The organism is Mesocryomonas lacus (assembly GCF_055730135.2).
Window position 1 is genome coordinate 73330 of sequence record NZ_JBUZWE020000017.1, and the last position, 22114, is coordinate 95443.

Sequence of the window (22114 nt, forward strand, 5' to 3'; positions counted from 1 at the left end):
TCCTTGCGTTACAGAGCTTAGTTTCTGATCGCAATGTCCAGCGGAATGGCTTCGAAGGAGGCCTCGCCCTCCGCGGCACGGTGCCCGCGGCAGCCCCATCCGATCCGGAGGAGAAGGCAAGGCTCGGCGGTGATCAAAGGTCCAAGGGCGAAGTCCGGGCGCGTGCCCACAGGGCAACGGCAAGGGCCGATCTATTTCCTGCTGATGTCCCCCCGTCCGTAGGCGAGCAGCATGACGATGATGACGGTTCCATAGATGATCTGGCGTCCCGCTTCCTCCATCTGCATCACGGCCAGGATCGACTGCAGAAGGGTGATCAGGATGACACCGGCGATCGTGCCGAGATAGTTGCCGCGGCCGCCGAGAACATTCGTGCCGCCGAGCACGACCGCCGCGATGGCCGGCAGGAGATAGCTGTCGCCCATGGCCTGGTAGGCTTTGGTCGAATACCCGGCGAGAAGAACGCCAGCGAAGGCTGCCGCGGCTCCGGAGAGCACGAAGCAGCCGATGATGACGGCATTGGTGTTGACGCCGGAAAGATAAGCCGCCTGTTCGCGGTTGCCGACCGCATAGATCCGCCGGCCGAAGGCGGTCCGGTTGAGGAGGAAGATCACCGCCGCGCCGACAATGATCCACATGAAGAGCGCATTGGGAATGCCGAGGATCGGCCGGGCAACAGCCAGAAAGTGCATGGCGTCGGTCGCATGGTCCTGCGGGGCCGAGCCGCCGGTGTGGAGCACCATCAGCCCCTGGACCACCGCGTTCATCCCGAGGGTGAAGATCATCGACGGCAGCCGGAGATAGGCAACGCCGAGCCCGTTCACGAGGCCGACCAGCGCCCCGCAAAGGATGCCGGCGGGAATTGCCAAGACCTCGCCAGGCGTGCCGTACCACCCCGCCACCGCCGTCGCCATCATCGCGCCCAGCGTCACCGTCCAGGGGATCGAGAGATCGATGTGGCCAATCAGGATCACCAGCATCGCGCCCGAGGCGATGACACCGAGGAAGGCGCTGATCTGCAACTGCTGAAGCAGATAATCCGGCGACAGGAACTCGCGGGAATAGAGCGCGCCGCCGGCCAGAAGCACGGCGATGCAGCCAAAGGCGATGATGACCGAGCGATCGAGGCCGAAGCGTGCGCGCGCCGGGTGGACGGGAGGGGAGACGAGATCGGTCACGCCAGGACTTCCAGCCGGTTGCGGATGCGCAGCATGCGGACGGCGCCGAGCGAAACCGCGGCCAGGAGAACGACGCCCTGGAACAGCGGCTGCCACAGCGGATCGAGATCGAAGACGAAGAGGAGATCCTCGATCGTCCGCAGCACGAAAGCGCCGAAGATCGAGCCGATCGCCGATCCCCAGCCACCGAAAAGCGAGGTTCCGCCAATGACGACGGCGGCAATCGAGTTCAGCGTGTAGGTGCCGGCAATCGGCGCCGAGGCTTCGCCGGAATAGGTATTGAAGGTCAGCATCAGCCCGCCGATCGAGGCGAGCAAGCCGGACAGCGTGTAGGCGAGAAGCTTCGCCCGCTGGACCGGCACGCCCGACATATAGGCGGCCTGCTCGTTCGAGCCCGTCGCATAGGCCGCGCGGCCAAGGACGGAACGGCGAAACGGCACCCAGACGAAGAGAACGACCGCCAGCAGGACCGCGAGCGCTGCCGGAACGGTCCCGAACATCTGTCCCGTCAGCATGTCGGCGATATCAGACTGGACGTCTCCGCCGGGGCCCGGCCGCAGGATGAGGGCAAATCCGTAGAAGATCGCGCCCGTCGCCAGCGTGGTGATGATCGGCTGCAAGCGGCCCCAGACGACGATCGCCCCGTTGAGGAAGCCCGCAAGCGCGCCCACCCCAAGCACCAGGAGGATCCCGAGCGCGCCCTCGGCAGGCGTGCCGACGACGACGGACGAGGCGAGGCAGTTGGCGAGGACAAACACCATTCCGACCGACAGATCGAGACCACGCGTCAGCACCGGCAAGGTCTGCGCCATCGCCACCAGCGCCAGCAGCACCGCCTTGTTCGCCGCCGTCGTCGCCACCGCCGGCGTCAGGCCGACGGGGTGGTTGGCGACATAGATGGAGAACATCACGGCAAAGAGCACGATGGCGCCGAGGAGGCCGCGGTGATGGCGGAGGAAGAAGCCGAGATCTCTCACGCGGCGCGCTCCCCGACATTGAAGGCCGATTGGATCATCGTCGTCTCGTTCAACGCCTCGCCGGTCAGTTCGCGCGCGATCTTGCCACCATACATCACGAGAACGCGGTCGCAGCAGCCGATCAGTTCGGCGTAGTCGGTGGAATAATAGAGGACGGCAAGGCCCTGCCCGGCGAGGTCGCGCAGAAGACGGTAGATCTCCTGCTTCGTGCCGACGTCGATGCCCCGGGTGGGATCGTTCAACAGGATGATGCCCGGGCGGGTCATCAGCCATTTGGCAAGGACCACCTTCTGCTGGTTGCCGCCGGAGAGGTTCGAGACCGGCGCCGAGAGATCCCCGACCTTCACCTTCAGGCTCTGCACCATGTCTTCGATGGCGGCCGTTTCGCGGCTCCGGTCGATCGACAGGCCCGACGTGAAGCGCGACAGGGCGGCAAGGCTCATATTGTCCTCGACGCTCATGGGCAGCATCAGGCCCTCGGTCTTCCGGTCTTCCGGGATCAGCGCGAGCGGCAGGTCGCACCGCATTGCGGCGCGCGGACCGTTGATCTTCACGGGGTGCCCTGCGACTTCGATCGTTCCGGACACGTTCTTCAGGACACCGAAAAGCGCCAGCAGGAGTTCGCGCTGCCCTTGTCCGTCGAGCCCGCCGAGCCCGACGATCTCGCCTTTTCGCACCGCCAGCGATATGCCGCGAAGCTCGCGCCCCCAGGTCAGGTCGCGGGCCGAAAGAGCCACCGGCGCGTCCGGCGCCGGCACCGGCTTGTCGGGATAAGGATGGGTTACATCCCGTCCGATCATCATCTGGACGATATCGTCGACCGAGCGGGCACCTTTGCGAAAGGTCTCGATATGCCGGCCGTTGCGAAAGACGCTGGCGACATCGGCGAGGTCCTCGATCTCCTGCATGCGATGCGAGACGTAGAGGATCGCCACTCCCTCGCTGCGCAGGCGCCGGATGATCGCGTAGACGCGCTTGACGTCCTCGGCGGTCAAAGCCGAGGTCGCCTCGTCGAGGATCAGCACCTTCGGCTTCTTGGCGAGCGCCTTGGCGATCTCCACCATCTGCCGGCGCGAGAGCGGCAGGTTCTTCACGAGTTCATTGGGATGCACGTCCTCGCAGCCGACGAGGGCCAGCAGCGCGCGCGCCCGGCGCCGCTGCGCCCGGCCGTCGATCAGGCCGAAGCGGCGGGGTGGATCGACGATAGACAGATTGTCGGCGACCGTCATGTCGGGGATCAGCGACAGTTCCTGGAAGACGCAGACGACACCGGCCGCCATCGCCTGGACAGGGTTGCGGAAACTGACCTTGCGGCCATCGACATAGACGTCACCGTCGCTTGGATCGGTGACGCCCGATGCGATCTTGATGAGGGTCGACTTGCCGGCACCGTTCTCACCGAGCACGGCGTGGATCGTACCGGGCCAGGCCGCGAAATCGACACCCGTCAGCGCTGCGACACCGCCATATCGCTTGGAAACACCGCGAAGCTCGAGGATTGGCTGGGGGCGCCCGTCCAAGCCGGCTTGGTGCGGCGTCACAGATGGTTTGGACGCCTGCCCGGGCACATGCCCGGACGAGGGAGAGAGCTCGTTCACGATCAGGATGCCCTTTCCGACGAAGGCCATGGATCCAGAACCCGGGGTCGGCCGTGTACCGTCCCCGGGCTGACACTCGATCGAAGCAGGCTATTGGTTGGCCTGGCTCTGGCCCATGATTTCCTGCGCGGTAAAGTTGATGCCGCAGGTCGGGAAGGAATTACCGACAAAGAAGTTGTCGGTTTCCTTCGAGTAGAAGCTTTCGCCGTCCTTGAAGTCGGGATCGGACACGATGGAGAGCGGCAGCGCGATCGACTGCGGCACGATTTCTCCGTCGAGGGCGGCGAGCGCCGTCTTGATGGCGACGGCGACCTGCGCCGGACCACTGCCAGCCGACGTGCACTTCAGCCCGTCCTTGGAATGCTCCGAGCACAGCTTGCGAAAACCGTTCTCCGTCTCGCCGCCGATCGGGACGAACGGATGGCCGGCGTCGATCATGGCGCGCACCGTTCCCGTCGAGCCGCCCTGCACAGAAACGCCGTCGAACTTCTTGTGAACGGCGATGGCGTCGGCGACGACCTTCTGCGCCGTGCCGTCGTCCCAGCGACCGACGACCTCGATGCTCTCCCAGGGGCCGGGCGAGGCGGCAAGCACTTCCTGAATGCCCTCATGCCGATCGCGATCGACCGAGGTGCCGGTGACGCCGCGCACTTCGAGCAGCTTGCCCTTCCCGCTGGCGACATTCTTGACCAGCCACTCGCCCCAGAGCTTGCCGAGGCCCTTCTGGTCGACGTTGACGTTGATCGCCTCGTCGGAATCCAGCGTGTTGTCGAAAGCCACCAGCACGACACCGGCAGCCTTTGCGCGCTTGATCACCGGCTTGAAGGCAGTTGGGTTCTGCGCGTTGACGATGACCGCGTCGTATCCCGAATTGATGAAGTTATCGACGGCTGCGATCTGTGCCGCGACGTCGTCGCCCGTCGACACCAGCTTGAACTCCTTCAGCTTGGCCTTCACCTCCGGCTGCTCGGCATAGGCCTTGGCCGTCTGCACCATCTGGATGCGCCAAGTGTTGCCGATGAAGCCGTTGGCCAGCGCGATGCGGTAGGGGCCTTGTTTCTTCGGATACTGAAAGAACTTCGTCTCTGCGGTCAGTGGCTTGTAACATTCAGGATCGGCGCTGGGCCCGGAAACGATCTCCGGTCCGGCAGCCTTCGCGCCGACCGTGAGGACGAGCACGGCCGCAGTCACGGCTAGCCCGGCAGCGAGACTGGCGCGACCTCGCCTCTTCAATGAGTTCGGCTCGAATGTCATGTCGTGTTTCCTCCCCAGGCTACGATCGAACCATCCGCGCAGCCCCGTCCTGAGGTCAACGTTGGTCCTCTACCACGACGCTTTTCTCGCACAGGCCATCATTGGCGCAGCCTGTTGCAAATTCTGGGTCCGGGCTTCTCGGAAGCCTCCCAGCTACCTGCTAAGAACCGCAGACAGCCTCACTAGGATATGACTTTCGCGGAGGCAGCAAGAGGTAATCTTGCGACGGAATACTGAGGCAACGCATCCTCGTCTTCTTGGCAATTGAGGCACCTCAACAGTACGCCGCGACGTCACAGCCAGAATACGAAAACTCCGACGATGAGTGCAGTGCAACACGGCTCACCGGAGACTTCGGTGTGCACTGCAAAAGCTTTAAAACGGCTTTTGGGGCACGGACGAAATAGTTTCTGGCGCGGCTATCTTTCGACCATGCAGGGGAGTGTCACCGGCTCCCCTCCGGGTGCATCAGCTGGCAAGTTTGCCCCGGTCATTCCGTTCTGGCATTGGCTTATGCGGACTTTTCGCTGAACTCCAGGGCCATTGCCGCTAGCCTCGTGACGACATGATCGGAGATCAGTTGATGACGAGCCTTTCCGCCCGGCCCTCCCCGAACGAGATCCGCCCGGCGTTCGCGCGCGCGATGTCGGATAGACCTGACGGCAGAATGGCACCACGTCAGGCCTGCGGGCGCACCGCGAAAGCCTGCTCGCGGCTCTGGACGCCGCTGCCCGCTGACCTTGTCAGGCACCGCTGAACCAGACGCCCGGCGCCGAAACGCAAGCCCTCTGCAGCTCCCGCCCGCCCACCGGACGAAACATGCTTTCAAGGAACTCGACATGACAGATGACGCGTTCGTCGCAACATTGCGCAAGGCGATCGGGAAGGATCACGTCAGGACCGACCCGGCCGACATCGGCCCGCTGCTCGAAGACTGGCGTGGCCACGTCCGGGGCGATGCGGTCGCAGCGGTGTTTCCGGGCTCGCGCGGCGACGTCGCCGCGGTGCTGCAGATCGCAACCGCCGCCGGCCGCCCGGTGACCCCGCAAGGCGGCAATACCGGCCTGTCCTACGGCGCAACACCGAACGCCGGCGAGCGCGGCATCGTGCTGTGTCTCGGACGGATGCGGTGCATTCTCGAGATCGACCGGGCGTCGAACCTTCTCGTCGTCGAGGCGGGCGCGACGCTCGCCGCCGTCCACGAGGCGGCGCTGGGCGAGGATCGGCGCATTCCGCTGCATCTCGGCAGCGAGGGCACGGCCCAGATCGGCGGCCTGATCTCGACTAATGCCGGTGGCACCGGCGCAGTCCGCTACGGACCGATGCGCGATCTCGTGGCCGGACTGGAGGTGGTGCTGCCGGATGGCCGGGTCCTCTCGGATCTGGGTGGTCTCAAGAAGAATAACACCGGCTACGACCTGAAGCAGCTCTTCATCGGCGCGGAGGGCACGCTCGGCGTCGTCACGGCGGCGGCGCTGAAGCTTCATCCGGTCCTGCGGTCCTCCGCCAGCGCCTGGCTGGCTTTCGACGAACTACCGACGGCCGTCGCCCTGCTCATTCGCCTGCAGGAGCGGTTCGATACGGCGATCCAGGCCGTCGAACTCGTCAACGGCGACGAGATCGACCTCGTGCTGCGCCACATCCCCCGGACCCGCCTGCCGCTCGAGCAGGTTCCCCGCTGGTCGCTGATGGTCGAGCTCGGGACCAGCGATGCCGCCAATGACCTCGAGTTCTCGCTGGAGGCCTGGCTGACAGAGATCTTCGAAGAAGGTCTGCTGACCGACGCCTTCATCGCCCGGAGCGGCGCGCAGGCGGAGGGCATCTGGCACGTCCGCCATTCGGTCTCCGAAGCCAACCGGATCGTCGGCCACAGCCTGTCGCACGACATCGCGGTGCGCCCTTCCCGCGTGCCCGACCTCGTCGATCGGGCCGCCGCGGCCGTCAAGGCGGTCTATCCCGCGGCGACCATCCTCATCGTCTCGCATCTCGGCGACGGCAACGTCCACTTCATCGTCCACTTCCCCCATGCCGCGTGGGATGCCCTCCCCGACGGCGATGCCGTCACCGACATCATCATGGGGATCGTGCACGACATCGTCGCCGATCTCGGCGGGACGTTCTCTGCCGAGCACGGCATCGGGCGCAAGCTCGTCGCCGAACTCGCCCGCCGCAGCGATCCGGACCGGCTGTCGCTGATGCGCGATTTGAAGGGCATCATCGACCCCAACAGACTGATGAACCCCGGCGCCTTGCTCGCGGCGGCGGCGCCATCAGCCAAGCCAGTCGTGTGACGAGAGCGCCGCGATGTCGGGTGCCCCGGTAAAGGCAAGAAAGGCTCGCAGCTCGTCGATCAGCAGTTCGAGCAAGGAGACGACACCCTCCTCCCCGTTCGCCGCAAGGCCATAGAGGGGCGCTCGGCCGAGGAGCACGCCATCGGCGCCCGCGGCGAGCAACTTGGCCGCGTCCGATCCGCGCCGGACTCCGCTGTCGGCGAGAAGCGTTGCCGCCGGGCCAACCGCCGCCCGGATCAGCGGCAGTACCTCCAGCGGGCGCGCCGCGCTGTCGTGGTTCCGGCCGCCGTGCGAGGAGACGACGATGCCGTCGCATCCTGCCTGAAGGGCCGTGACCGCATCCGCTGGCGCGAGCACGCCCTTCACCAGCAGCCGCCCCTGCCATCTCCGGCGGAGCTCGGCGAGGAACGCGCCATCCAGCGCCGTGTCGAGGGCGAAACGCGGGTCGGAGATCGCGGACGTCACGCTTCCGGCCGCATTGCCGGGATAGTGGGCGTAGGCGGGCAGTCCGTTGCCGAGCGCGTAGCGGCCGATGACGCCGAGAGTCCAATGCGGGTGCCGCGCGAGATCCGCCGCCAGCGTCATGGATGGCCCAAGCGGAATTGCAAAACCGTTGCGGGCGTTGTGGATCTTCTTCGGCGAGGCCGGCGTGTCGACGGTGAGCACCAGCGTCACGACGCCGCAGCGGGCGACCCGGTCGAGCAGTTTCCAGGTTTCCCCGCGGTCCTGCCAGACATAGAGCTGGAACCAGAGCTCGGCCCCGGGGGCGTTCGCAACGATCGTCTCGATAGGCGTCGACGACTGCGTGGCTACGGTAAAGGGGATGCCGGCCCGGCCTGCCGCCCGCGCCATCGCGACCTCACCGTCAAACCGCACGAGACCCGCAAGGGCCGTCGGCGCGATCACGAAGGGCGAAGGACAGCGCGTCCCGAAGAGGGTGGCCGAGAGATCCGGGTCCGCGACGGGCTGCAGCACGCGCGGCACGACGCGGCGGTTGTCGAAACCCTGTCTCAGCCGGCGCAACGCCCGTTCGCTTTCGGTCCCGCGGTCGATGTAGTCGAACAGGGCGCGGGGGAGGAAGGCCTTGGCCGCGGCTTTCGCCTCGTTAAAATCGAGGAAGTTCGCGCGCCGCATGGTTCAGGCCATGCCGTTCGCCCGCACCGCGGCGACCGCCTCCATGATCAAGGCGCGGGTGGCGGCGTTCGGCGCCGTCAGCGGCAAGGAGACAGGACCGACGGGCTGGCCGAGATCGGCCATCATCGCCTTCAGCGGTCCGGGGTTCACCTCGTTGAACAGCGCCGCGAAGACCGGCAGCAGCTGGCGATGGAGCGCCAGCCCCGCGGCGACATTCCCGGAGGCGAGGAGGTCGTGGATCCGCGTCCAAGTCGCCGGCAGCATCGGCGCACTGGCGAGGATACCGCCCGTCGCGCCATGCAGCACATGCACCGCATACATCATGTCGTCGCCGGACAGGAGGGCGATGCGGTTGCCAAGCGCTGCGGACAGGCGGTTGAAGTAATAGGCGTCCGTGTTGCAGATCTTGGCGCCGATCACCGTGCCGTCCTCCGCCAGCGATCGCAGCGTCTCGATCGCCGTGACGAACTGCGTGCGCGAGGGCACGTCGTAATAGACGATCGGCAAATCGACCGCGGCGCGGTAGGCGCGGAAATAGTCGATGACGCCTTGCTGCGAGGGGACGACGTAGAAGGGCGTCACCAGCAGCAGCGCGTCGGCACCCGCCTGTCGGAAGGCCTCGCCGGCCTCAACGGCCTCGGCGCGCCCGGGGGAGACGACGCCGGCCACCACCGGGACACGGCCGGCAACGACCCCCACGACGCAACGGACGACTTGAAGTCGCTGGGCTTGGCTCAGCGCCGTATATTCGCCGGTTCCGCCAACCGGCGCCATCCCGCTCGCACCGGCCGCGAGATTGGCTTCCACGAGGATTCTCAGCCGGGGGAGATCGACCTCGCCGGCATCGGTGAGGGGCGTCGGAATGGCGGGGAAAATCCCGCGAAGGTCTTGGGCGTTCATGCGGCGGTCCGGGGTTCGAGGCGATCAGTGTTCGACGCGCGACAGAAACTCGCGAAGACGGTCCGTTTGGGGTTCGCGCAGAACGCGCTTCGGATCCCCCGTCTCGACGACGCGGCCGTCCTCCATGAAGATCACCTTGGAGGCGACGTTGCGGGCAAAGCCCATCTCGTGCGTGACCACGATCATCGTGGTGCCGTCGCGGGCAAGGCTCTGCATGACATCGAGCACCTCGCCGACGAGCTCGGGATCGAGCGCGGACGTCGGCTCGTCGAACAGCATGACCTTGGGCTCCAGCGCCAACGCGCGGGCGATTGCCACGCGTTGCGACTGACCGCCCGAGATCTGGCGGGGATAGAGATCCTCCTTGCCGGTCAGACCAACGCGTGCGAGCAGCTGCTTGGCCAAGGCATGGGCATCGGCCTTGCCCTTGAAGCCGTTCAGCAGCGGGCCGGAAGCGACGTTTTCCAGCACCGTCATGTGCGGAAAGAGATTGAAACTCTGGAAGACCATCCCGGTCTTGGATCGATACTCGGCCTGGCGGCGCTCCGGCAAGCGTGTCGCGGGATCGAAGGCAAGGCGCGTTCCCGCCACCTCCAAAGCGCCCGACGTTGGCTGCTCCAGAAGGTTCAGGCAGCGCAGCAAGGTAGACTTGCCGCAACCGGAGGGGCCGATCAAAACGCAGACCTGTCCCTCCTCGACGTCGAGATCGATGCCCTTCAGCACATGGACAGGGCCAAAGCTCTTATGCAGTTCGCGGGTGGAGATCACGCCGGTGCCCTCAATGCTTGATTTCGAAACGGTTCGCCAGAAGCGTCACCGGCGTCAGGATCAGGAGGTAGAGAAGCGCTGCGAACGTATAGACTTCGAGCGGACGATAGGTGGACATCGTCAGGCCACCCGCCGCGTACATGATGTCGGGCATGGCGACGACCGACAGCAGCGAGGTGTTCTTCAGCTGCAGGATGCCCTGGCTGACGATCGGCGGGATCATGCGCCGCGTCGCCTGCGGCAGGATGATGTGGCGCATCTTCGTCACGTAGGAGAAGCCGAGGACAGTGGAGGCCTCCCACTGACCCCGCTCGATCGAGATGACCCCGGCACGGAAAATCTCGGCGGAGAACGCCGCCATGTAGAGCGTCAATCCCAGCCCCGCGGCGAACCAGTCGGGCATGGTGAAGCCCGTCATCATCGGCAGCGCGTAGAAGAACCAGACGATCTGAACGAGAAGCGGCGTGCAGCGGAACACGTGGATATAGAGCCTGACGATCCAGACCAGCACGGGCACCCGCGCCACCAGGACCAGTCCGAGAACGATACCGAGCAGCAGGCCGGCGATGGACGTGACCACCGCATAGGCGACGGTGACGCCGATGGCCCGCACCCAGAGATCGAAGTCCAGAACCACCGACCAGTCGAACTCGTACATGCGGATCTCCGTCTTTCGCCGACGAGCGGCCTGATGCTGCCGCCAAAGGTCTGGTCATGGCGTCACCCCGACACTAAACCTGCCCCGCGTCCGAAATCCAACCTTTCGAGATAACGAAACCCAAACTATATCGATATAAACCACCATTTTATCGTAAAGCGATAACTTAAGGAGGAAAAATGACCAGATTTGAGGCATAGAAGCCAAATTTGCGATCCAGGAGTCAGATTTAGCTTGCGGAAGTTTGTGAGGTGGAGATGCTGCTCAAGGCATTGCCGCAGCTGCACCCAACAACCTGGAGCATGACATGACCTACAAGCTGGCCGCCGCACTCGTTGTCGCCGGAATTACCTCCGCAACCCCTGCCATGAGCGAGGCGCTCTGGGACAAGATCGAACAGAGCGGCGAAGTGGTTTGTGGCGGCATCCACTCCTACAAGCCGACCTCCTTCTACACCGGCAGCGAACTGCAATATGAAGGATACGGCCCCAACGTCTGCCGCCAGATGGTCGCCGACCTGTCGAAGAAGATGGGAAAGCCGCTGACGGTAAAATGGCACGAGACGACGTGGCAGAGCGTCGTGCTCGACCTCCAGGCCGGACGCATCGACATCTTTCCCGGCATGACCGCGACCGAGGAGCGCAAGAAGGCGCTCGACATGGCCGGTCCGCTCTACCGCATGACCGATTGCGTGATCGCCGGCAAGAACGCCGAAACCAAGCCGACCTGGGAAGCCTATAATTCGCCGGACGTCACCTTCGCGATGGTGACCGGCACGGCACAGACCCAGTTCATCAAGAACGAGCTGCCCAAGGCCAAGGTCATGACGCTGAAGGAAATGACCGAGGCGGTCATGGCCGTCCAGTCCGGCCGCGCACAGTACCTTTTGCAGGAACTCCCGATCTGCCTGCAGACCTTCTCGACCGCCGCGCAGGTCTTTTCCGGCTACACCGTCCCGACGCCGGAGCGGGGCATTCCGGCCGCAGCGGGTCTGCGCAAGGATGGCGATGGCCGCCTGCGCGACTTCATCCAGGCCTGGGGCGAGCAGAAGCGGGCGGACCAGTCGATCGCCCCGCTGCTGATCGAAGGGTTCAAGGCCGCCGGTATGGACACGACGGCGATCCCCAAGGGCATCGAGTTCTAATCACCGGGCCTGCGTCATAAAAAAGCCCCGTGCAGCCCAAGGGCTGCACGGGGCTTGGTCGCTCGGATGGCATGACGCTTCCCGAAAGCTCCGCCTCTCGAGGGCGGCATGCAGAAGGCGCCAGGATCATCCCGGCGCCTTTTGCACATCACTTCCGGTTCAGGAACTTCGTCATCTCAGCCTGCGTCTCGCCGGCCTCGAAGGCCTTGCGGTGGATCTGGCGGGCGAGCTCGAAGGTTTCGTCGAAGCCGGACTGGGTCGCCGCGCAGATGCGCTGCTTGTTGAAGGCGTAGGCTTGCTTCGGCTTGGCCGCCAGCATGCGTGCGAACTCCAGCGAGCGCGGCATGACCTGATCGACCGCCACGATCTCGTTCACCAGTCCCAGGCGATGGCATTCCTCGGCCTCGAGGATGCGCCCGGTCTGCACGAGATCGATCGCGCGGGCGAGGCCCAGCATTTCCCGCAGGATCCAGAAGCCGGTGACACTCGCGATGCCGTTGTTGATCTCCGGCTGGCCCATCCTCGACTGCGCATGGCCGATGCGGAAGTCAGCCAGCAAGGAGACCTGGAAAGCCGAGCCGGCGGCGATCCCGTTCAGCGCTGCCACGAACGGCTTCTCGAAGCGACGGATGACGTTGTAGAGCGTGCGCCATTCCTCGATCCACAGTTCCGCCCGGTCGGCGTCGAAGGTCTTGCCTTCGTTGAGGTCCTGTCCGGCGCAGAAGGCCCGCTCGCCGGCCCCGGTCAATATCAGCGCCTCGACCTCGGGCGCCTTCGAGGCCTTCAGGATGGCGGTGACGAGGTCGTCCCGCATCGGCTTGTCCCAAGCATTCAGCTTGGCAGGCTTGTTCAAGGTGATGACGAGGACGGAGCCCTCCATCCTCTGCAAGATGTGGTCTGACATGTCGGTCATGGTCTTCCTCTCAGGTCCGGGACCAGTCCCCGGTGGGGGCATTGTCGAGCGTGTGCTTGATGATCCGCTCGCTGGGTGTGCGCTCGAAGGCGGGGATGAAGGCGATGTGGCGGGGCAGCTGGTGCGGGGCGAGCCGGAGCCGGGCCCAGTCGAAGAGTTCATCCCCGGAGAGCTGACGGTCCGGCGCCAGCTGAATGAACAACTTGATGTCGGCCTCGCCGATGTCGGCCTTGACGGGAATGACGGCACAGGCCGCCACGGCATCGTGCTGGTCGACGACGTGCTCGACCTCCCAGGCCGAGACGTTCTCGCCGCGCACGCGGATCGTCTCCTTCAGGCGGCCGTGGAAGCGCACGCGCCCTTCCGCGTCCATCTCGCCCTGGTCTCCGGTGTGCAGACGTCCACCGCGCAAGGCCTCGCGCGTCGCCTCCTCGGAGTTCAGGTAACCCGTGAACAGCGCCGCTGCTCCCTTGCCGATGGGCTCGACAACGATCTCGCCGCGGGTGCCGCGCGGGCACTCGCGCCCGTCCGGTGCCAGGATCCGCACGTCGAACCAAGGCAGGGCGCGCCCGACGAGACCCGGCAGGTCCTCGTCGTTGATGGTTGTGAGGCTGGAGGCCTCCGTCATGCCGTAGCCCTCGACCATGCGTGTCCCGAAGCGGTTCGAGAACTCAGCCCAGACCTCCGCCGTGCACCCCCCGCCCCAGGCGATGGTGACGCCGTGGTCGCGGTCGCGGGGCGACGGCGGCTGCTTCAGGAGCATCTGGAGAATGCCGCCGAGGTGGTGGATGCGCGTCGCGCCGCAGGCCCGCACCTCGTCCCAGAAGCCCGATGCGGTGAAGCGCGGCGTCAACGCGAGGGTCACGTCGCGGATCAGCGGCAGAATGATCAGCTGGGCGCCGCCGATATGGTTGAAGGGCTCCCAGACATAAAGGATCTCGCCCTTGTCGGCCTGCGCCGCGCGGGCCGCCGCCTCAGCGGAGAACCGCATCATCGCATGAGTCACCGGCACACTCTTCGGGCGGCCGGTGGTACCGGAGGTGAAACTGATCATCAGGAGGTCGCCGGGATCGACGTCGCCGTCCGGCAGGGTGCCGGGCAAACCGAGCACCCCAGCGAGGCCCTCCTCAGGCTGGCGCAGCAGGATGGTCATTCCAGGACCTGCCGCCGCCGAGACCGTATCGGCGAAGGCTGCTTCTGCGACCACGTGGCTTACACCCGCCTCACCGAACATGTACTCGAGGTTGACCGGCAGCAGACGCGTGCCGATCGGCACCCACACCGCGCCGAGCCGTGCCATGGCCAGCACCAGACAAAGGTAGTCAGAATGTGTGCTCAGCATGCAGGCGACACGGTCGCCCCGTCGGACGCCGTGCTGGTGAAGGCCTATCGCGAATGCCGTGGAACGCTCAGCGATTTCGGCAAGCCGATGCGCGACGAGACCGTCCGGCGTAAATTCCGTGGCATAGATGCGATCGGGATGCGCCTGCACCTCGGCAGCGATCAGATGCAGAAATCCTTCGCCTTCCCATGACGCCAAGTGCATTCTCCTCACACCACCATTGTTATCGCATTGCGATTAGTGTTATTGCTATTTGAGTGAATTGCTCTCCCGATGTCAATGCGCGCCTGCCATTGGCCGAACAAGGATGGAACCATGAGTGAAGATCGAGACGACCCTTTGATGGTCCGGGCCGTCGAAAAGGCGTTTCGAATTCTCGCGACGTTCGACGCGGCCAATCCCCGGCAGACCTTGACGCAACTGGCTGTCCGGACGGGCCTTGACCGGTCCGCGACCCAGCGGTTCACGCACACGCTGTCGCAGCTGGGCTATCTCAGAAAGGATGCACGCTCGAAGGCCTATGAGCTGACGCCGAAGTCCCTGAACATGGCCTACCAGTACACCCGCTCCAGCCCGCTGGTATTGCGGGCGCATCCCTATTTATCGCATCTCAACCGGACGACGGAGGAAACGATCTCGCTGACCGTTCTCGACGACACCGAGATCATCTATCTCTCGCGGTATCTTTCGCCGAATGTGCTGGACACCGACGTCATCGTCGGCAGCCGGCTGCCCGCCTACTGCACCGCGGGCGGTCTGGCCGTGCTGTCGGCGCTCGACGACCGGGCCGTCGATGACATCCTGGACCGCTCGACGCTGCGGGCCTTCACGTCGAAGACGATCTACGACCGCGAGGGCATCTGGGAGCGCATTCGGTTGGCTCGGGAAAGCGGTTTCGCCCTGGTGCAGGAGCAGATCTATACCGGCGACATCTCGATCGCCGCGCCGATCGTCTCGCCGGACGGACAGTTGATGGCCGCGGTCAGCCTCGGCGCGTCCCGCTTCCGCTACCAGGAAGACGTGCTGGTCCAGCGTTTCGTGCCGACCCTCATCGCCGCCGCGCGGTCGATGTCACAGGGCATGCCGACGTGACACTGGGGGACGCTGGATAGGGTCGGCTCCCCGAACCGAACGTGGCGCTCGGTGCGTTGACCTTATCCCGTGGTGGACGCGATGCTCGACAACGTTGCGCTAAGGGATCGTCAGGCAAAGAGGTGGTCATGCCCTCGGCCAGGTGGAATGCCGTCGCTCATCTCATGCAGCACTACGGGATGAGCGAACGGCGGGCGTCTAAATCCATCGGCTGCTCCCGCACGACGGTCCGCTATCGGTCCACTCGACCACAGGACGATGTCCTGCGCGAGCGCATGGTCGCCTTGGCAAGGGAGCGCCGGCGCTTTGCATAGCGGCGCCCGCATGTCCTGCTGAAGCGGCGCAGAGAAGAGAGGACGTCAGGTCGGCCGGGCTTGCGGAGATCCGCAAGTTTTCCGCCCTTAGCTGCCGAGTTGCCCGGATTCTCGACGCCGGAAGATAAGCCGGCCCAGCAGGAAGTTGGCGAGGGTCGTGACCGCCATGACGAGAATGATCGCGATACGGGGCGGCACACTGAGGGTAGAAAGGCCGTGCAAGGTCGCCAGCCCGATCAGAAACATCGCGACATAGCTGGCGCCGAGGTAGAGGCGCGCCCGTCCCCCCTTTTGCGCGCCCGCAAACACCTTGGCGGGGTAGACGACAACAACGAAAGCCAAGCCGAAAAGCCAGGACAGCGCGTAGGCAACGGACGGCGACGCGATGAACAGAAGCAACTGATAGAGCGCGAAGGTCAAAAGGGTATTGGCGCCGCCGGCTAGGAGAAACCGCAGCCCGTCACCGGCAAATCCCGACAGCATCGGCTTACGGCCACTGTCGCTCATTGGCGCGCCGCGGCTTCGCGGAAAGCACTGTAATCGCGGATGTAGTCGGCCGCATCATAGGCGTGAGAGGCAGCCACCATGAGGACGCTATCGGCATCGAACTTGTACTGGATGCCCCAGACCATGGGCGCGAGGTAGAGGCCCATCGTCGGATCCGTCAACCGCACCTCCGTTCGGTGATCGCCGTCGTCGAGCACGACGGAAACACCGCCATGCGCTGCGATCAGAAACTGCTCGCACAGGATATGGGCATGCTCGCCGCGAACGTTGTGGCCGGGAACACCGTGGACCAGAAAGACGCGCCTCGGGGTGAACGGAAGCCCCCTGTCCATTTCGATCGCGGTGAGGCTTCCGCGCATGTCGGCGAAATGCGGTAGCCGCTCGATCCAGCAATTCTTGACGCCCAGCGCAAAACGCGTGCCGATCTTAGCCGACAGCTCCGCGCCATACTGTTCGGTGTGCGGTGTCTGCGCGGTATCCTGATAGCCGATGATCACGGCAGGATTGCCCACCACTGTGGCAAAGGGCGGGACATCGCGCGTGACCACCGCACCGGCCCCGATCATCGCCCCTGTACCGATGCGAACCCCCGGCAGGATCGTTGCATTGGCCCCGATCGACACGCCGTCTTCGACCACCGTCGGCAAAAAGGCCTCGGGATATTGTTTGGAGCGCGGGAAGCGATCATTGGTGAAGGTCGCATTGGGGCCGACAAAGACCCGGTCGCCCAAGCGCAGTCCGTCCCACAGCTGAACGCCGCACTTGATCGTTACATCGTCCCCGACCACGACATCGTTCTCGATGAAGACGTGGTCGCAGATGTTGCCGTTGCGCCCGATCTTCGCACCCGCCAGAACATGCGCGAATGCCCAGATGCGCGTCCCCTCTCCGATCGCTTGGCTCTCGCACAGGCCTTGTGGGTGTAGAAAAAACTTATCAGATGCCATGAAACCTAGACCATCTCGATGGAGCTGCGACGCCCGCCCGCATTTCTTGAATCACGGGAAGACCGCTCAGCGTGACGTTACCTCAGGTGATTCAGACCGGGAGCGGCCGAGCCTTGCGGGTTAATTCTTGACGACGCGGCTGATGATGCGCAGCGGCCGCCGCTTGGTGTTCTCGAAGGTGCGCCAGAGGTATGAACCCAATATTCCCTGCACGGAGAGCGAGGCAGAGGCGGTGAAGGCGATCAAGACGGCGAGCGTCGCGAAGCCCGGCTCCGCGATGAAGCCGAGCAGCCGCGCGATGGCGACGCCGATGCCGAACATCGTGCTGAGGATACAGCCGGCGATGCCGAACCACATCACGAAGAGGATCGGCAGATCTGAAAACGAAAAGATACTATCCATCATGTAGCGCATACGCCGGGCGAAGCTCCAGGCGCTGGTTCCGTGCACGCGCTCCCGTCGCTCATAACGAACGAAGCGGCGCCGATAGCCAATCCAGAACAGCTGGGCGATGAGCGAACTGTTCGGCTCGCCGATCTCCAGTACGGCATCCCGCGCCGTTCGATTGCAGGCGAAGATATCGACCCCTCCCTTCGGCACGTCCTTGATGACGAGCTTTCGGTAGAGCCACCAGAAGGAGTTGGAGACGGCATTGCGCATCGCCGAATCGTGCCGCCCCGTCCGTTCGCCGAAGACGACATCGGCATCACCCTCTTCCAGGATGCGGAAGAATTCGAGGATCAGCTCGGGTGGCTCCTGGAGATCGGCCGCCATGACCGCGATCGCATCGCCGGAGGCATATTCGAGACCTGTCCGTATCGCGGTGAACGAACCGAAATTGCGGCTGTGAAAGACGATCTGGTAGGAAAAGGAGAACTGGTCCCTGGCTGCGACCAGAAGCTCGCCGGATCTGTCCGGCGAGCCGTCGATCACGAAGACGATCTCAAGAGGACTTCTGGCATCCCGGTTCAACTGCTCCAATGCGGAGAGCAGCGAGTCTATGTTGGCTTCGTTGCGATAAACCGGGATGACCAGAGACAGCGACGAAGGGGACAGCGACGCGGGCGTTGATACGCTCATTGCGCCCAGCCCTGAAGCGCTTCACAGACCCGGCCTATCTCCTCTTCCGTCATGTTCGGGAAGCACGGCAAGGTGAGACAGCGGGCGACGCTGCGGCGGCTGACCGGAAGATCGCCATCGACCAGACGCTGCGCCAGACCCTTCCAGCCCGGCTGGTCGCAGTCGAGGATGGGATAGTGGATGTCGGACTGGATCTTCCTGTCAGCCAGGTGCTGCTTCAGGCGATCGCGATCCGCGCAGAGCACGATGGCAAGATGAGCGACGCCATCGTGCGGGTCGCTGACCAGCGTCATTCCGGCCGGCAGGACGCTGGCATAACGCTGGAGGATAGCCCGGCGCTTCTGGTTGGCGGTTTCCAGCCCCCGGAGCAGGATGCGCAGAACGCAAGCCTGCAGTTCGTCGAGGCGCGAATTGCGCCCATCGGCAACCGCGATCGTATATTTCGCCGCCCACCCATATTGACGCAGTGCTGCGCAGGCATCGGCCAAACCATCGTTCGACGTGACGATGGCGCCGCCATCGCCAAAGGCACCAAGGTTCTTGGTCGGATAGAAGCTGAAGGTGGCGATGTCGCCGAGGCTACCCACCCGTCGCCCGTCAACGGCGCCGCCATGGGCCTGTGCACAATCCTCAAGGATCGGAACGCCCTTGTATCCGGCCGCATCCATCATGGCGCGCAAGCGCGGCACATCGACGACGTTACCGTAGAGATGCGTGACGACGACAAACGCCGTTTCCGGCGTGATCGCTGCCAGCAGAGACGGCAGCGAAGCGAGCTGCGAGTTCTCTTCGATGTCGGCGTAGACCGGCGTCAGCCCCACCAGCCGACACGCGATGGTGGAGTATCCGCCCGCATTCGCCACGGTGACGACCTCCCGCCGACCGGGGTCCTGCACGGAGATCAAAGCGCGCATCGCGATTTCCAGTGCATCGGTTCCGTTGGCGACGCCAAGGCAATGGGTGGCACCAATATAGGCCGCAAATTCCTGGCAGAAGGCCGATGTTTCCGCCCCGTTGAGCCACCATCCCGACGCCAGCGTGGTCTGTACCGATCCCAGGATTTCAGACTCGGACGCGGCGTAGATGCGCCGAAGATCATTCAGCGGAACGGTGGACAGGGGGGACAACTGCATTCCAATCTTTCTTGCCGGCTCGCTTCAACCGTCAGCGCAGGCCGCTGCGACCGCTACGTTCGTCTCGTCAACCGCCGTGCGTCGCCGGGACCATGGGTTGCAATACACGGGTCGACCAAGAGATGCATCCTGCGAAGTATATAGTCTGGATGGGTTATCGACAGCCTACCGGCCCTCTGACAGTCGCCGATCCCTCTGGCGGCTTCGCCTTACGGTGCCGACCGGGCGAGTAAGGGTCAAATGTTGCCCAGAGGTCAGCGGCGCGTCGACACAACGGATAAGCCTTTAACGCTGCAGGATTTAAGATATCGGTGGATAAGCTGATAAATCTCGGCTTCTGACGTCAGTATTGTGACCCCGACCTCACGGCGCGCCTTGCGGATATTCCTATGCCTGCATCAGCGGCGCTGTATCACGTGACCGACGATTGTCGCCACCGGCACGACCCTGGATGCGGTTGCAGAATGCAACTTGAAACCTTCACGCCAAACGGTTCAAACGGGATCCGGGCAAGAGCAAGGCCGCGCAGGGGCAGGAACGCAGCGCCGCGCTGGCAAAAACGCCGGCTGCGCAAATTGGATCGCCGCAGCAGGGGAAAGACCACCAAGCCGACGGTTTGAAGCACGAATTGACATGGAACGCCCGCTACGGTCATGAAGACCGCAAAGAATGCACCCACCGCCGCACCAGACCCGGGTCTTGGTCTTCTCCTATCAGCCGAGACTATCAACCGTTTTAGCATCCGCCGGAAATGCTTCTGCCGGGCCGTCGGCTGGAGAGAACCACTGACAGTTCCAATCCCGTCATCTGCTGATGTTGTGGATTGCAAGGCCCGCACCTCGGCACTCCGATGAGGTCGACATTCTTCGCGACGACAGAGCGCGATGCTGAAGTCTGGAATCTAGAATGATCAAGTGTCATGTCGCAAGCTAGCATCGAAGAAGCCCCAGGACGCCGAACGATACAGTATTCGATGCTAATGGTCTTGCTGTTTACCGTGCTGGTCGTAGCATGGTCACTCATGATTCCGGTAAACGGCGCTCCGGACGAGTCCACGCACCTCTTTCTGGTCGAATATCTCTACACATACGGAAAAATTCCGTCTCCCGGGATCGATCCCGCGGTGCCCTTTATCAGCCCCCTTTCCGGAGCCACAATCAGCAAGGAGCGGTTCTGGTACTACGGCCTCCCGTACCTCCATACGCTGGGTGCTACTGCCACCGCGCATCTTTTTGCCGATTATTTCCCATTATATAACGGTTATCTTGCGGTCCGAGCGTTCAACTGGCTTCTGGCGCCGGTCTTTGCCATCTCGCTGCTGACAATCGCGGGCATGGTGGGCGTGCGGGGCGCCCTCTATTATCTCGCTCCGATCGCCTTTCTACTGGTTCCGCAACTCACCTTTCTCTTCGCCTATTTCAACGCCGACGCCTTTGCGCTGACGGCCACGACACTGGCTCTGGCGCTGATGCTGTGGGCCATCAGGCGCCCTCACTCGTTGCGGCCCCTTCTGTTTGGCTTAGGGGGTGGCTTGGTCATGTCCTCGAAGATTTATTTCTATCCTTCCCTGGTCTTCTTTTCAGTTTACATCGCATATCAGTATCTTGTTGACCGTAGATTTCCGATAATTCGCTTTTTTCTGCTGGCGATTGCTGCCTGTGCGGCGATCGCCTTGCCTGTCCTTGGAACAACCTACCTCGAGTTCGGGGAATTTACGGGACTGAAAGGCCAGGTTGCTTTCACGGCGATGCACCTCAGCGCCAAAACGATGTCGTGCTTCATTTTCTGCAGCGACAAGCTCATCGATGTTCCCAATACGTCGTGGTGGCTCTTCATGGCCGGCCGAAGCTTTTTTTACGGTCTCGGGTGGATGAATGTGTGGTTGTCGGACGATTTCTACAGCTTCTTCTTTTTCCCCATCGCAGCGGCCATCCTCGCCGCCAGCGTGCTGTACTCCGCCTATTCGGTGATCCGGTACCGCATCGACGGGTTGGAGGCATTTCGCATTCCGTTGATGACGCTGCTGTTCTGGAGCATGACCATTTCCGTCATCTTGCTGAATATCATCGGCTCCCAGATGCTTTTGCCGCAGCCTCAGGGTCGATACCTCTACGTGGCCTTTCCGTTTGCAGCCTTCCTCGTTTTCTCGATGCTGGGCCGCGTCCATGTTCAGAGAGTAACGTCGCTCAGAACCGCATGCGGATCCGTCGCCAAATGAGAAAGATCGCCGTCAACATCGTCTTTCTCGTCATTGTCGTGGTGATGGCCGCGACGAACCTCATAGGCTTGCGATCCATGCTGCAATATTCACGGGACGCCTCGGTCGTTCCGGCCCTGCAGCTCATCATGCTTGCGGCGGGGCGCGATCCCGCCGTGCTGCGGCCTGACCTGCAGATCAGTCCCGCCGCAGCGGCGCAGCGGCTGTCTTTCTCTGGAGGGAAGTACGCGCTCGAGGTGTCGCCAATTCCAGGACCGGCTTTCGGATTTCTGGACCGTTTTGAAAAAACCGACGGTCGGCGTGGATTGGTCAGCGGATGGACAAAGTCCCCCGATCCTGCCCGCAAGATCAACATGGTCGGCATCTGGGTCAATGGAGCCAGTCGGTCAGCGGCTGTCGCAGATACCCCGCGACCAGACGTCGATGCCGCATTGGGTCAATACACCGGGCGCTCCGGCTTCGAGATAGCTTTCGATGCCGACGTCGATGACATCTGCGACGTCGGCGTCTTCGTCATCAATGATATCCTGCAGATGAACTGGCTGCACGAACCCGGGGCCGGGTGTAAGCCATAGTTTTCCGCCCACCGTGTTGGGCTGATGACAAATGCGCGTCCATGACGGGACTGACTACAAAGCGGACCACCAGCTTCAGCGTAGCGAGCGA

At 63.6% G+C, this 22114-nt stretch carries 19 protein-coding genes and 1 pseudogene; 6 read left to right on the plus strand and 14 right to left on the minus strand.

Features of this window, described 5'->3' with window-relative positions; all coding sequences use genetic code 11:
* Nucleotides 1-191: 191 nt before the first annotated feature.
* Genes ACZLZY_RS22370 through ACZLZY_RS22385 form a run of 4 tightly spaced genes read right to left on the minus strand, consistent with a single transcriptional unit; the run spans nucleotide 192 to nucleotide 5007 of the window.
* Nucleotides 192-1178, minus strand: coding sequence for an ABC transporter permease (locus ACZLZY_RS22370; protein WP_472936271.1), 987 nt, complete (start codon nucleotides 1176-1178; stop codon nucleotides 192-194).
* Complete coding sequence (locus ACZLZY_RS22375) at nucleotides 1175-2155, minus strand: ABC transporter permease (protein WP_472936272.1); 981 nt, start codon at nucleotides 2153-2155, stop codon at nucleotides 1175-1177. The genes ACZLZY_RS22370 and ACZLZY_RS22375 overlap by 4 nt, the downstream gene beginning before the upstream one ends.
* A complete protein-coding gene (locus tag ACZLZY_RS22380) occupies nucleotides 2152-3783 on the minus strand; it encodes a sugar ABC transporter ATP-binding protein (RefSeq protein WP_472936273.1) in 1632 nt (543 codons plus the stop codon). Before ACZLZY_RS22380 ends, ACZLZY_RS22375 begins: the two co-directional genes overlap by 4 nt.
* A gap of 60 nt (nucleotides 3784-3843) precedes the next feature.
* Complete coding sequence (locus ACZLZY_RS22385; RefSeq protein ID WP_472936274.1) at nucleotides 3844-5007, minus strand: sugar ABC transporter substrate-binding protein; 1164 nt, start codon at nucleotides 5005-5007, stop codon at nucleotides 3844-3846.
* 839 nt (nucleotides 5008-5846) lie between these two features.
* Between ACZLZY_RS22385 and ACZLZY_RS22390 the strand changes: the two genes are divergently transcribed.
* Nucleotides 5847-7298 (plus strand): FAD-binding oxidoreductase, encoded by a 1452-nt coding sequence (locus tag ACZLZY_RS22390; protein WP_472936275.1) that lies wholly within the window; start codon nucleotides 5847-5849, stop codon nucleotides 7296-7298.
* On the opposite strand, the gene ACZLZY_RS22395 is transcribed toward ACZLZY_RS22390, so the two are convergent.
* Genes ACZLZY_RS22395 through ACZLZY_RS22410 form a run of 4 tightly spaced genes read right to left on the minus strand, consistent with a single transcriptional unit; the run spans nucleotide 7278 to nucleotide 10758 of the window.
* The gene (locus ACZLZY_RS22395; protein ID WP_472936276.1) at nucleotides 7278-8432 is read right to left on the minus strand and encodes an alpha-hydroxy acid oxidase; all 1155 of its coding nucleotides are present in this window, start codon (nucleotides 8430-8432) and stop codon (nucleotides 7278-7280) included. The genes ACZLZY_RS22390 and ACZLZY_RS22395 overlap by 21 nt on opposite strands.
* Nucleotides 8433-8435: 3 nt before the next feature.
* The gene (locus ACZLZY_RS22400; RefSeq protein WP_472936277.1) at nucleotides 8436-9332 is read right to left on the minus strand and encodes a dihydrodipicolinate synthase family protein; all 897 of its coding nucleotides are present in this window, start codon (nucleotides 9330-9332) and stop codon (nucleotides 8436-8438) included.
* Nucleotides 9333-9356: 24 nt separating this feature from the next.
* Nucleotides 9357-10100: an amino acid ABC transporter ATP-binding protein gene (locus ACZLZY_RS22405; protein ID WP_472936278.1), complete on the minus strand. Its 744-nt coding sequence runs from the start codon at nucleotides 10098-10100 to the stop codon at nucleotides 9357-9359.
* A gap of 10 nt (nucleotides 10101-10110) precedes the next feature.
* On the minus strand, nucleotides 10111-10758 hold the full coding sequence (locus ACZLZY_RS22410) for an amino acid ABC transporter permease (RefSeq protein WP_472936279.1): 648 nt from the start codon (nucleotides 10756-10758) through the stop codon (nucleotides 10111-10113).
* Nucleotides 10759-11065: 307 nt separating this feature from the next.
* On the opposite strand from ACZLZY_RS22410, the gene ACZLZY_RS22415 reads away from it, so the two are divergent.
* Nucleotides 11066-11902, plus strand: a complete 837-nt coding sequence (locus ACZLZY_RS22415) for a transporter substrate-binding domain-containing protein (protein ID WP_472936280.1) — start codon at nucleotides 11066-11068, stop codon at nucleotides 11900-11902.
* A 148-nt stretch (nucleotides 11903-12050) separates the two neighbouring features.
* On the opposite strand, the gene ACZLZY_RS22420 is transcribed toward ACZLZY_RS22415, so the two are convergent.
* Nucleotides 12051-12815, minus strand: coding sequence for an enoyl-CoA hydratase/isomerase family protein (locus ACZLZY_RS22420; protein ID WP_472936281.1), 765 nt, complete (start codon nucleotides 12813-12815; stop codon nucleotides 12051-12053).
* 10 nt (nucleotides 12816-12825) lie between these two features.
* Nucleotides 12826-14361 carry an AMP-binding protein gene (locus ACZLZY_RS22425; RefSeq protein ID WP_472936282.1) on the minus strand — a complete coding sequence of 512 codons (1536 nt, stop codon included), beginning with the start codon at nucleotides 14359-14361 and terminating at the stop codon, nucleotides 12826-12828.
* 111 nt (nucleotides 14362-14472) lie between these two features.
* On the opposite strand from ACZLZY_RS22425, the gene ACZLZY_RS22430 reads away from it, so the two are divergent.
* Nucleotides 14473-15249: an IclR family transcriptional regulator gene (locus ACZLZY_RS22430; protein WP_472936283.1), complete on the plus strand. Its 777-nt coding sequence runs from the start codon at nucleotides 14473-14475 to the stop codon at nucleotides 15247-15249.
* 69 nt (nucleotides 15250-15318) lie between these two features.
* Nucleotides 15319-15560, plus strand: a pseudogene (locus ACZLZY_RS22435) (IS3 family transposase); the annotation flags it as partial.
* Between the two features lie 90 nt (nucleotides 15561-15650).
* Here the strand turns inward: ACZLZY_RS22435 and ACZLZY_RS22440 are convergent.
* The 4 genes from ACZLZY_RS22440 to ACZLZY_RS22455 all read right to left on the minus strand — a co-directional run bounded on the left by ACZLZY_RS22440 (nucleotide 15651) and on the right by ACZLZY_RS22455 (nucleotide 19230).
* A complete protein-coding gene (locus tag ACZLZY_RS22440) occupies nucleotides 15651-16070 on the minus strand; it encodes a GtrA family protein (protein WP_472936284.1) in 420 nt (139 codons plus the stop codon).
* Nucleotides 16067-17017, minus strand: coding sequence for a WxcM-like domain-containing protein (locus ACZLZY_RS22445; protein WP_472936285.1), 951 nt, complete (start codon nucleotides 17015-17017; stop codon nucleotides 16067-16069). Before ACZLZY_RS22445 ends, ACZLZY_RS22440 begins: the two co-directional genes overlap by 4 nt.
* Nucleotides 17018-17137: 120 nt before the next feature.
* Nucleotides 17138-18097 (minus strand): glycosyltransferase family 2 protein, encoded by a 960-nt coding sequence (locus ACZLZY_RS22450; protein ID WP_472936286.1) that lies wholly within the window; start codon nucleotides 18095-18097, stop codon nucleotides 17138-17140.
* Nucleotides 18094-19230: a DegT/DnrJ/EryC1/StrS family aminotransferase gene (locus ACZLZY_RS22455; RefSeq protein WP_472936287.1), complete on the minus strand. Its 1137-nt coding sequence runs from the start codon at nucleotides 19228-19230 to the stop codon at nucleotides 18094-18096. Before ACZLZY_RS22455 ends, ACZLZY_RS22450 begins: the two co-directional genes overlap by 4 nt.
* A 973-nt stretch (nucleotides 19231-20203) precedes the next feature.
* Between ACZLZY_RS22455 and ACZLZY_RS22460 the strand changes: the two genes are divergently transcribed.
* Nucleotides 20204-21448 (plus strand): hypothetical protein, encoded by a 1245-nt coding sequence (locus tag ACZLZY_RS22460; RefSeq protein WP_472936288.1) that lies wholly within the window; start codon nucleotides 20204-20206, stop codon nucleotides 21446-21448.
* Complete coding sequence (locus tag ACZLZY_RS22465) at nucleotides 21445-22023, plus strand: hypothetical protein (RefSeq protein ID WP_472936289.1); 579 nt, start codon at nucleotides 21445-21447, stop codon at nucleotides 22021-22023. Before ACZLZY_RS22460 ends, ACZLZY_RS22465 begins: the two co-directional genes overlap by 4 nt.
* Nucleotides 22024-22114: the final 91 nt, after the last annotated feature.

What these genes read in the sequence shown, in the direction of transcription:
- ACZLZY_RS22380 (WP_472936273.1), bottom strand. Translation starts at nt 3,783, where the DNA reads ATGGCCTTCGTCGGAAAGGGCATCCTGATCGTGAACGAGCTCTCTCCC.
- ACZLZY_RS22385 (WP_472936274.1), bottom strand. Translation starts at nt 5,007, where the DNA reads ATGACATTCGAGCCGAACTCATTGAAGAGGCGAGGTCGCGCCAGTCTC.
- ACZLZY_RS22390 (WP_472936275.1), top strand. Translation starts at nt 5,847, where the DNA reads ATGACAGATGACGCGTTCGTCGCAACATTGCGCAAGGCGATCGGGAAG.
- ACZLZY_RS22395 (WP_472936276.1), bottom strand. Translation starts at nt 8,432, where the DNA reads ATGCGGCGCGCGAACTTCCTCGATTTTAACGAGGCGAAAGCCGCGGCC.
- ACZLZY_RS22400 (WP_472936277.1), bottom strand. Translation starts at nt 9,332, where the DNA reads ATGAACGCCCAAGACCTTCGCGGGATTTTCCCCGCCATTCCGACGCCC.
- ACZLZY_RS22410 (WP_472936279.1), bottom strand. Translation starts at nt 10,758, where the DNA reads ATGTACGAGTTCGACTGGTCGGTGGTTCTGGACTTCGATCTCTGGGTG.
- ACZLZY_RS22415 (WP_472936280.1), top strand. Translation starts at nt 11,066, where the DNA reads ATGACCTACAAGCTGGCCGCCGCACTCGTTGTCGCCGGAATTACCTCC.
- ACZLZY_RS22420 (WP_472936281.1), bottom strand. Translation starts at nt 12,815, where the DNA reads ATGACCGACATGTCAGACCACATCTTGCAGAGGATGGAGGGCTCCGTC.
- ACZLZY_RS22425 (WP_472936282.1), bottom strand. Translation starts at nt 14,361, where the DNA reads ATGCACTTGGCGTCATGGGAAGGCGAAGGATTTCTGCATCTGATCGCT.
- ACZLZY_RS22430 (WP_472936283.1), top strand. Translation starts at nt 14,473, where the DNA reads ATGAGTGAAGATCGAGACGACCCTTTGATGGTCCGGGCCGTCGAAAAG.
- ACZLZY_RS22440 (WP_472936284.1), bottom strand. Translation starts at nt 16,070, where the DNA reads ATGAGCGACAGTGGCCGTAAGCCGATGCTGTCGGGATTTGCCGGTGAC.
- ACZLZY_RS22445 (WP_472936285.1), bottom strand. Translation starts at nt 17,017, where the DNA reads ATGGCATCTGATAAGTTTTTTCTACACCCACAAGGCCTGTGCGAGAGC.
- ACZLZY_RS22450 (WP_472936286.1), bottom strand. Translation starts at nt 18,097, where the DNA reads ATGAGCGTATCAACGCCCGCGTCGCTGTCCCCTTCGTCGCTGTCTCTG.
- ACZLZY_RS22455 (WP_472936287.1), bottom strand. Translation starts at nt 19,230, where the DNA reads ATGCAGTTGTCCCCCCTGTCCACCGTTCCGCTGAATGATCTTCGGCGC.
- ACZLZY_RS22460 (WP_472936288.1), top strand. Translation starts at nt 20,204, where the DNA reads ATGCTAATGGTCTTGCTGTTTACCGTGCTGGTCGTAGCATGGTCACTC.
- ACZLZY_RS22465 (WP_472936289.1), top strand. Translation starts at nt 21,445, where the DNA reads ATGAGAAAGATCGCCGTCAACATCGTCTTTCTCGTCATTGTCGTGGTG.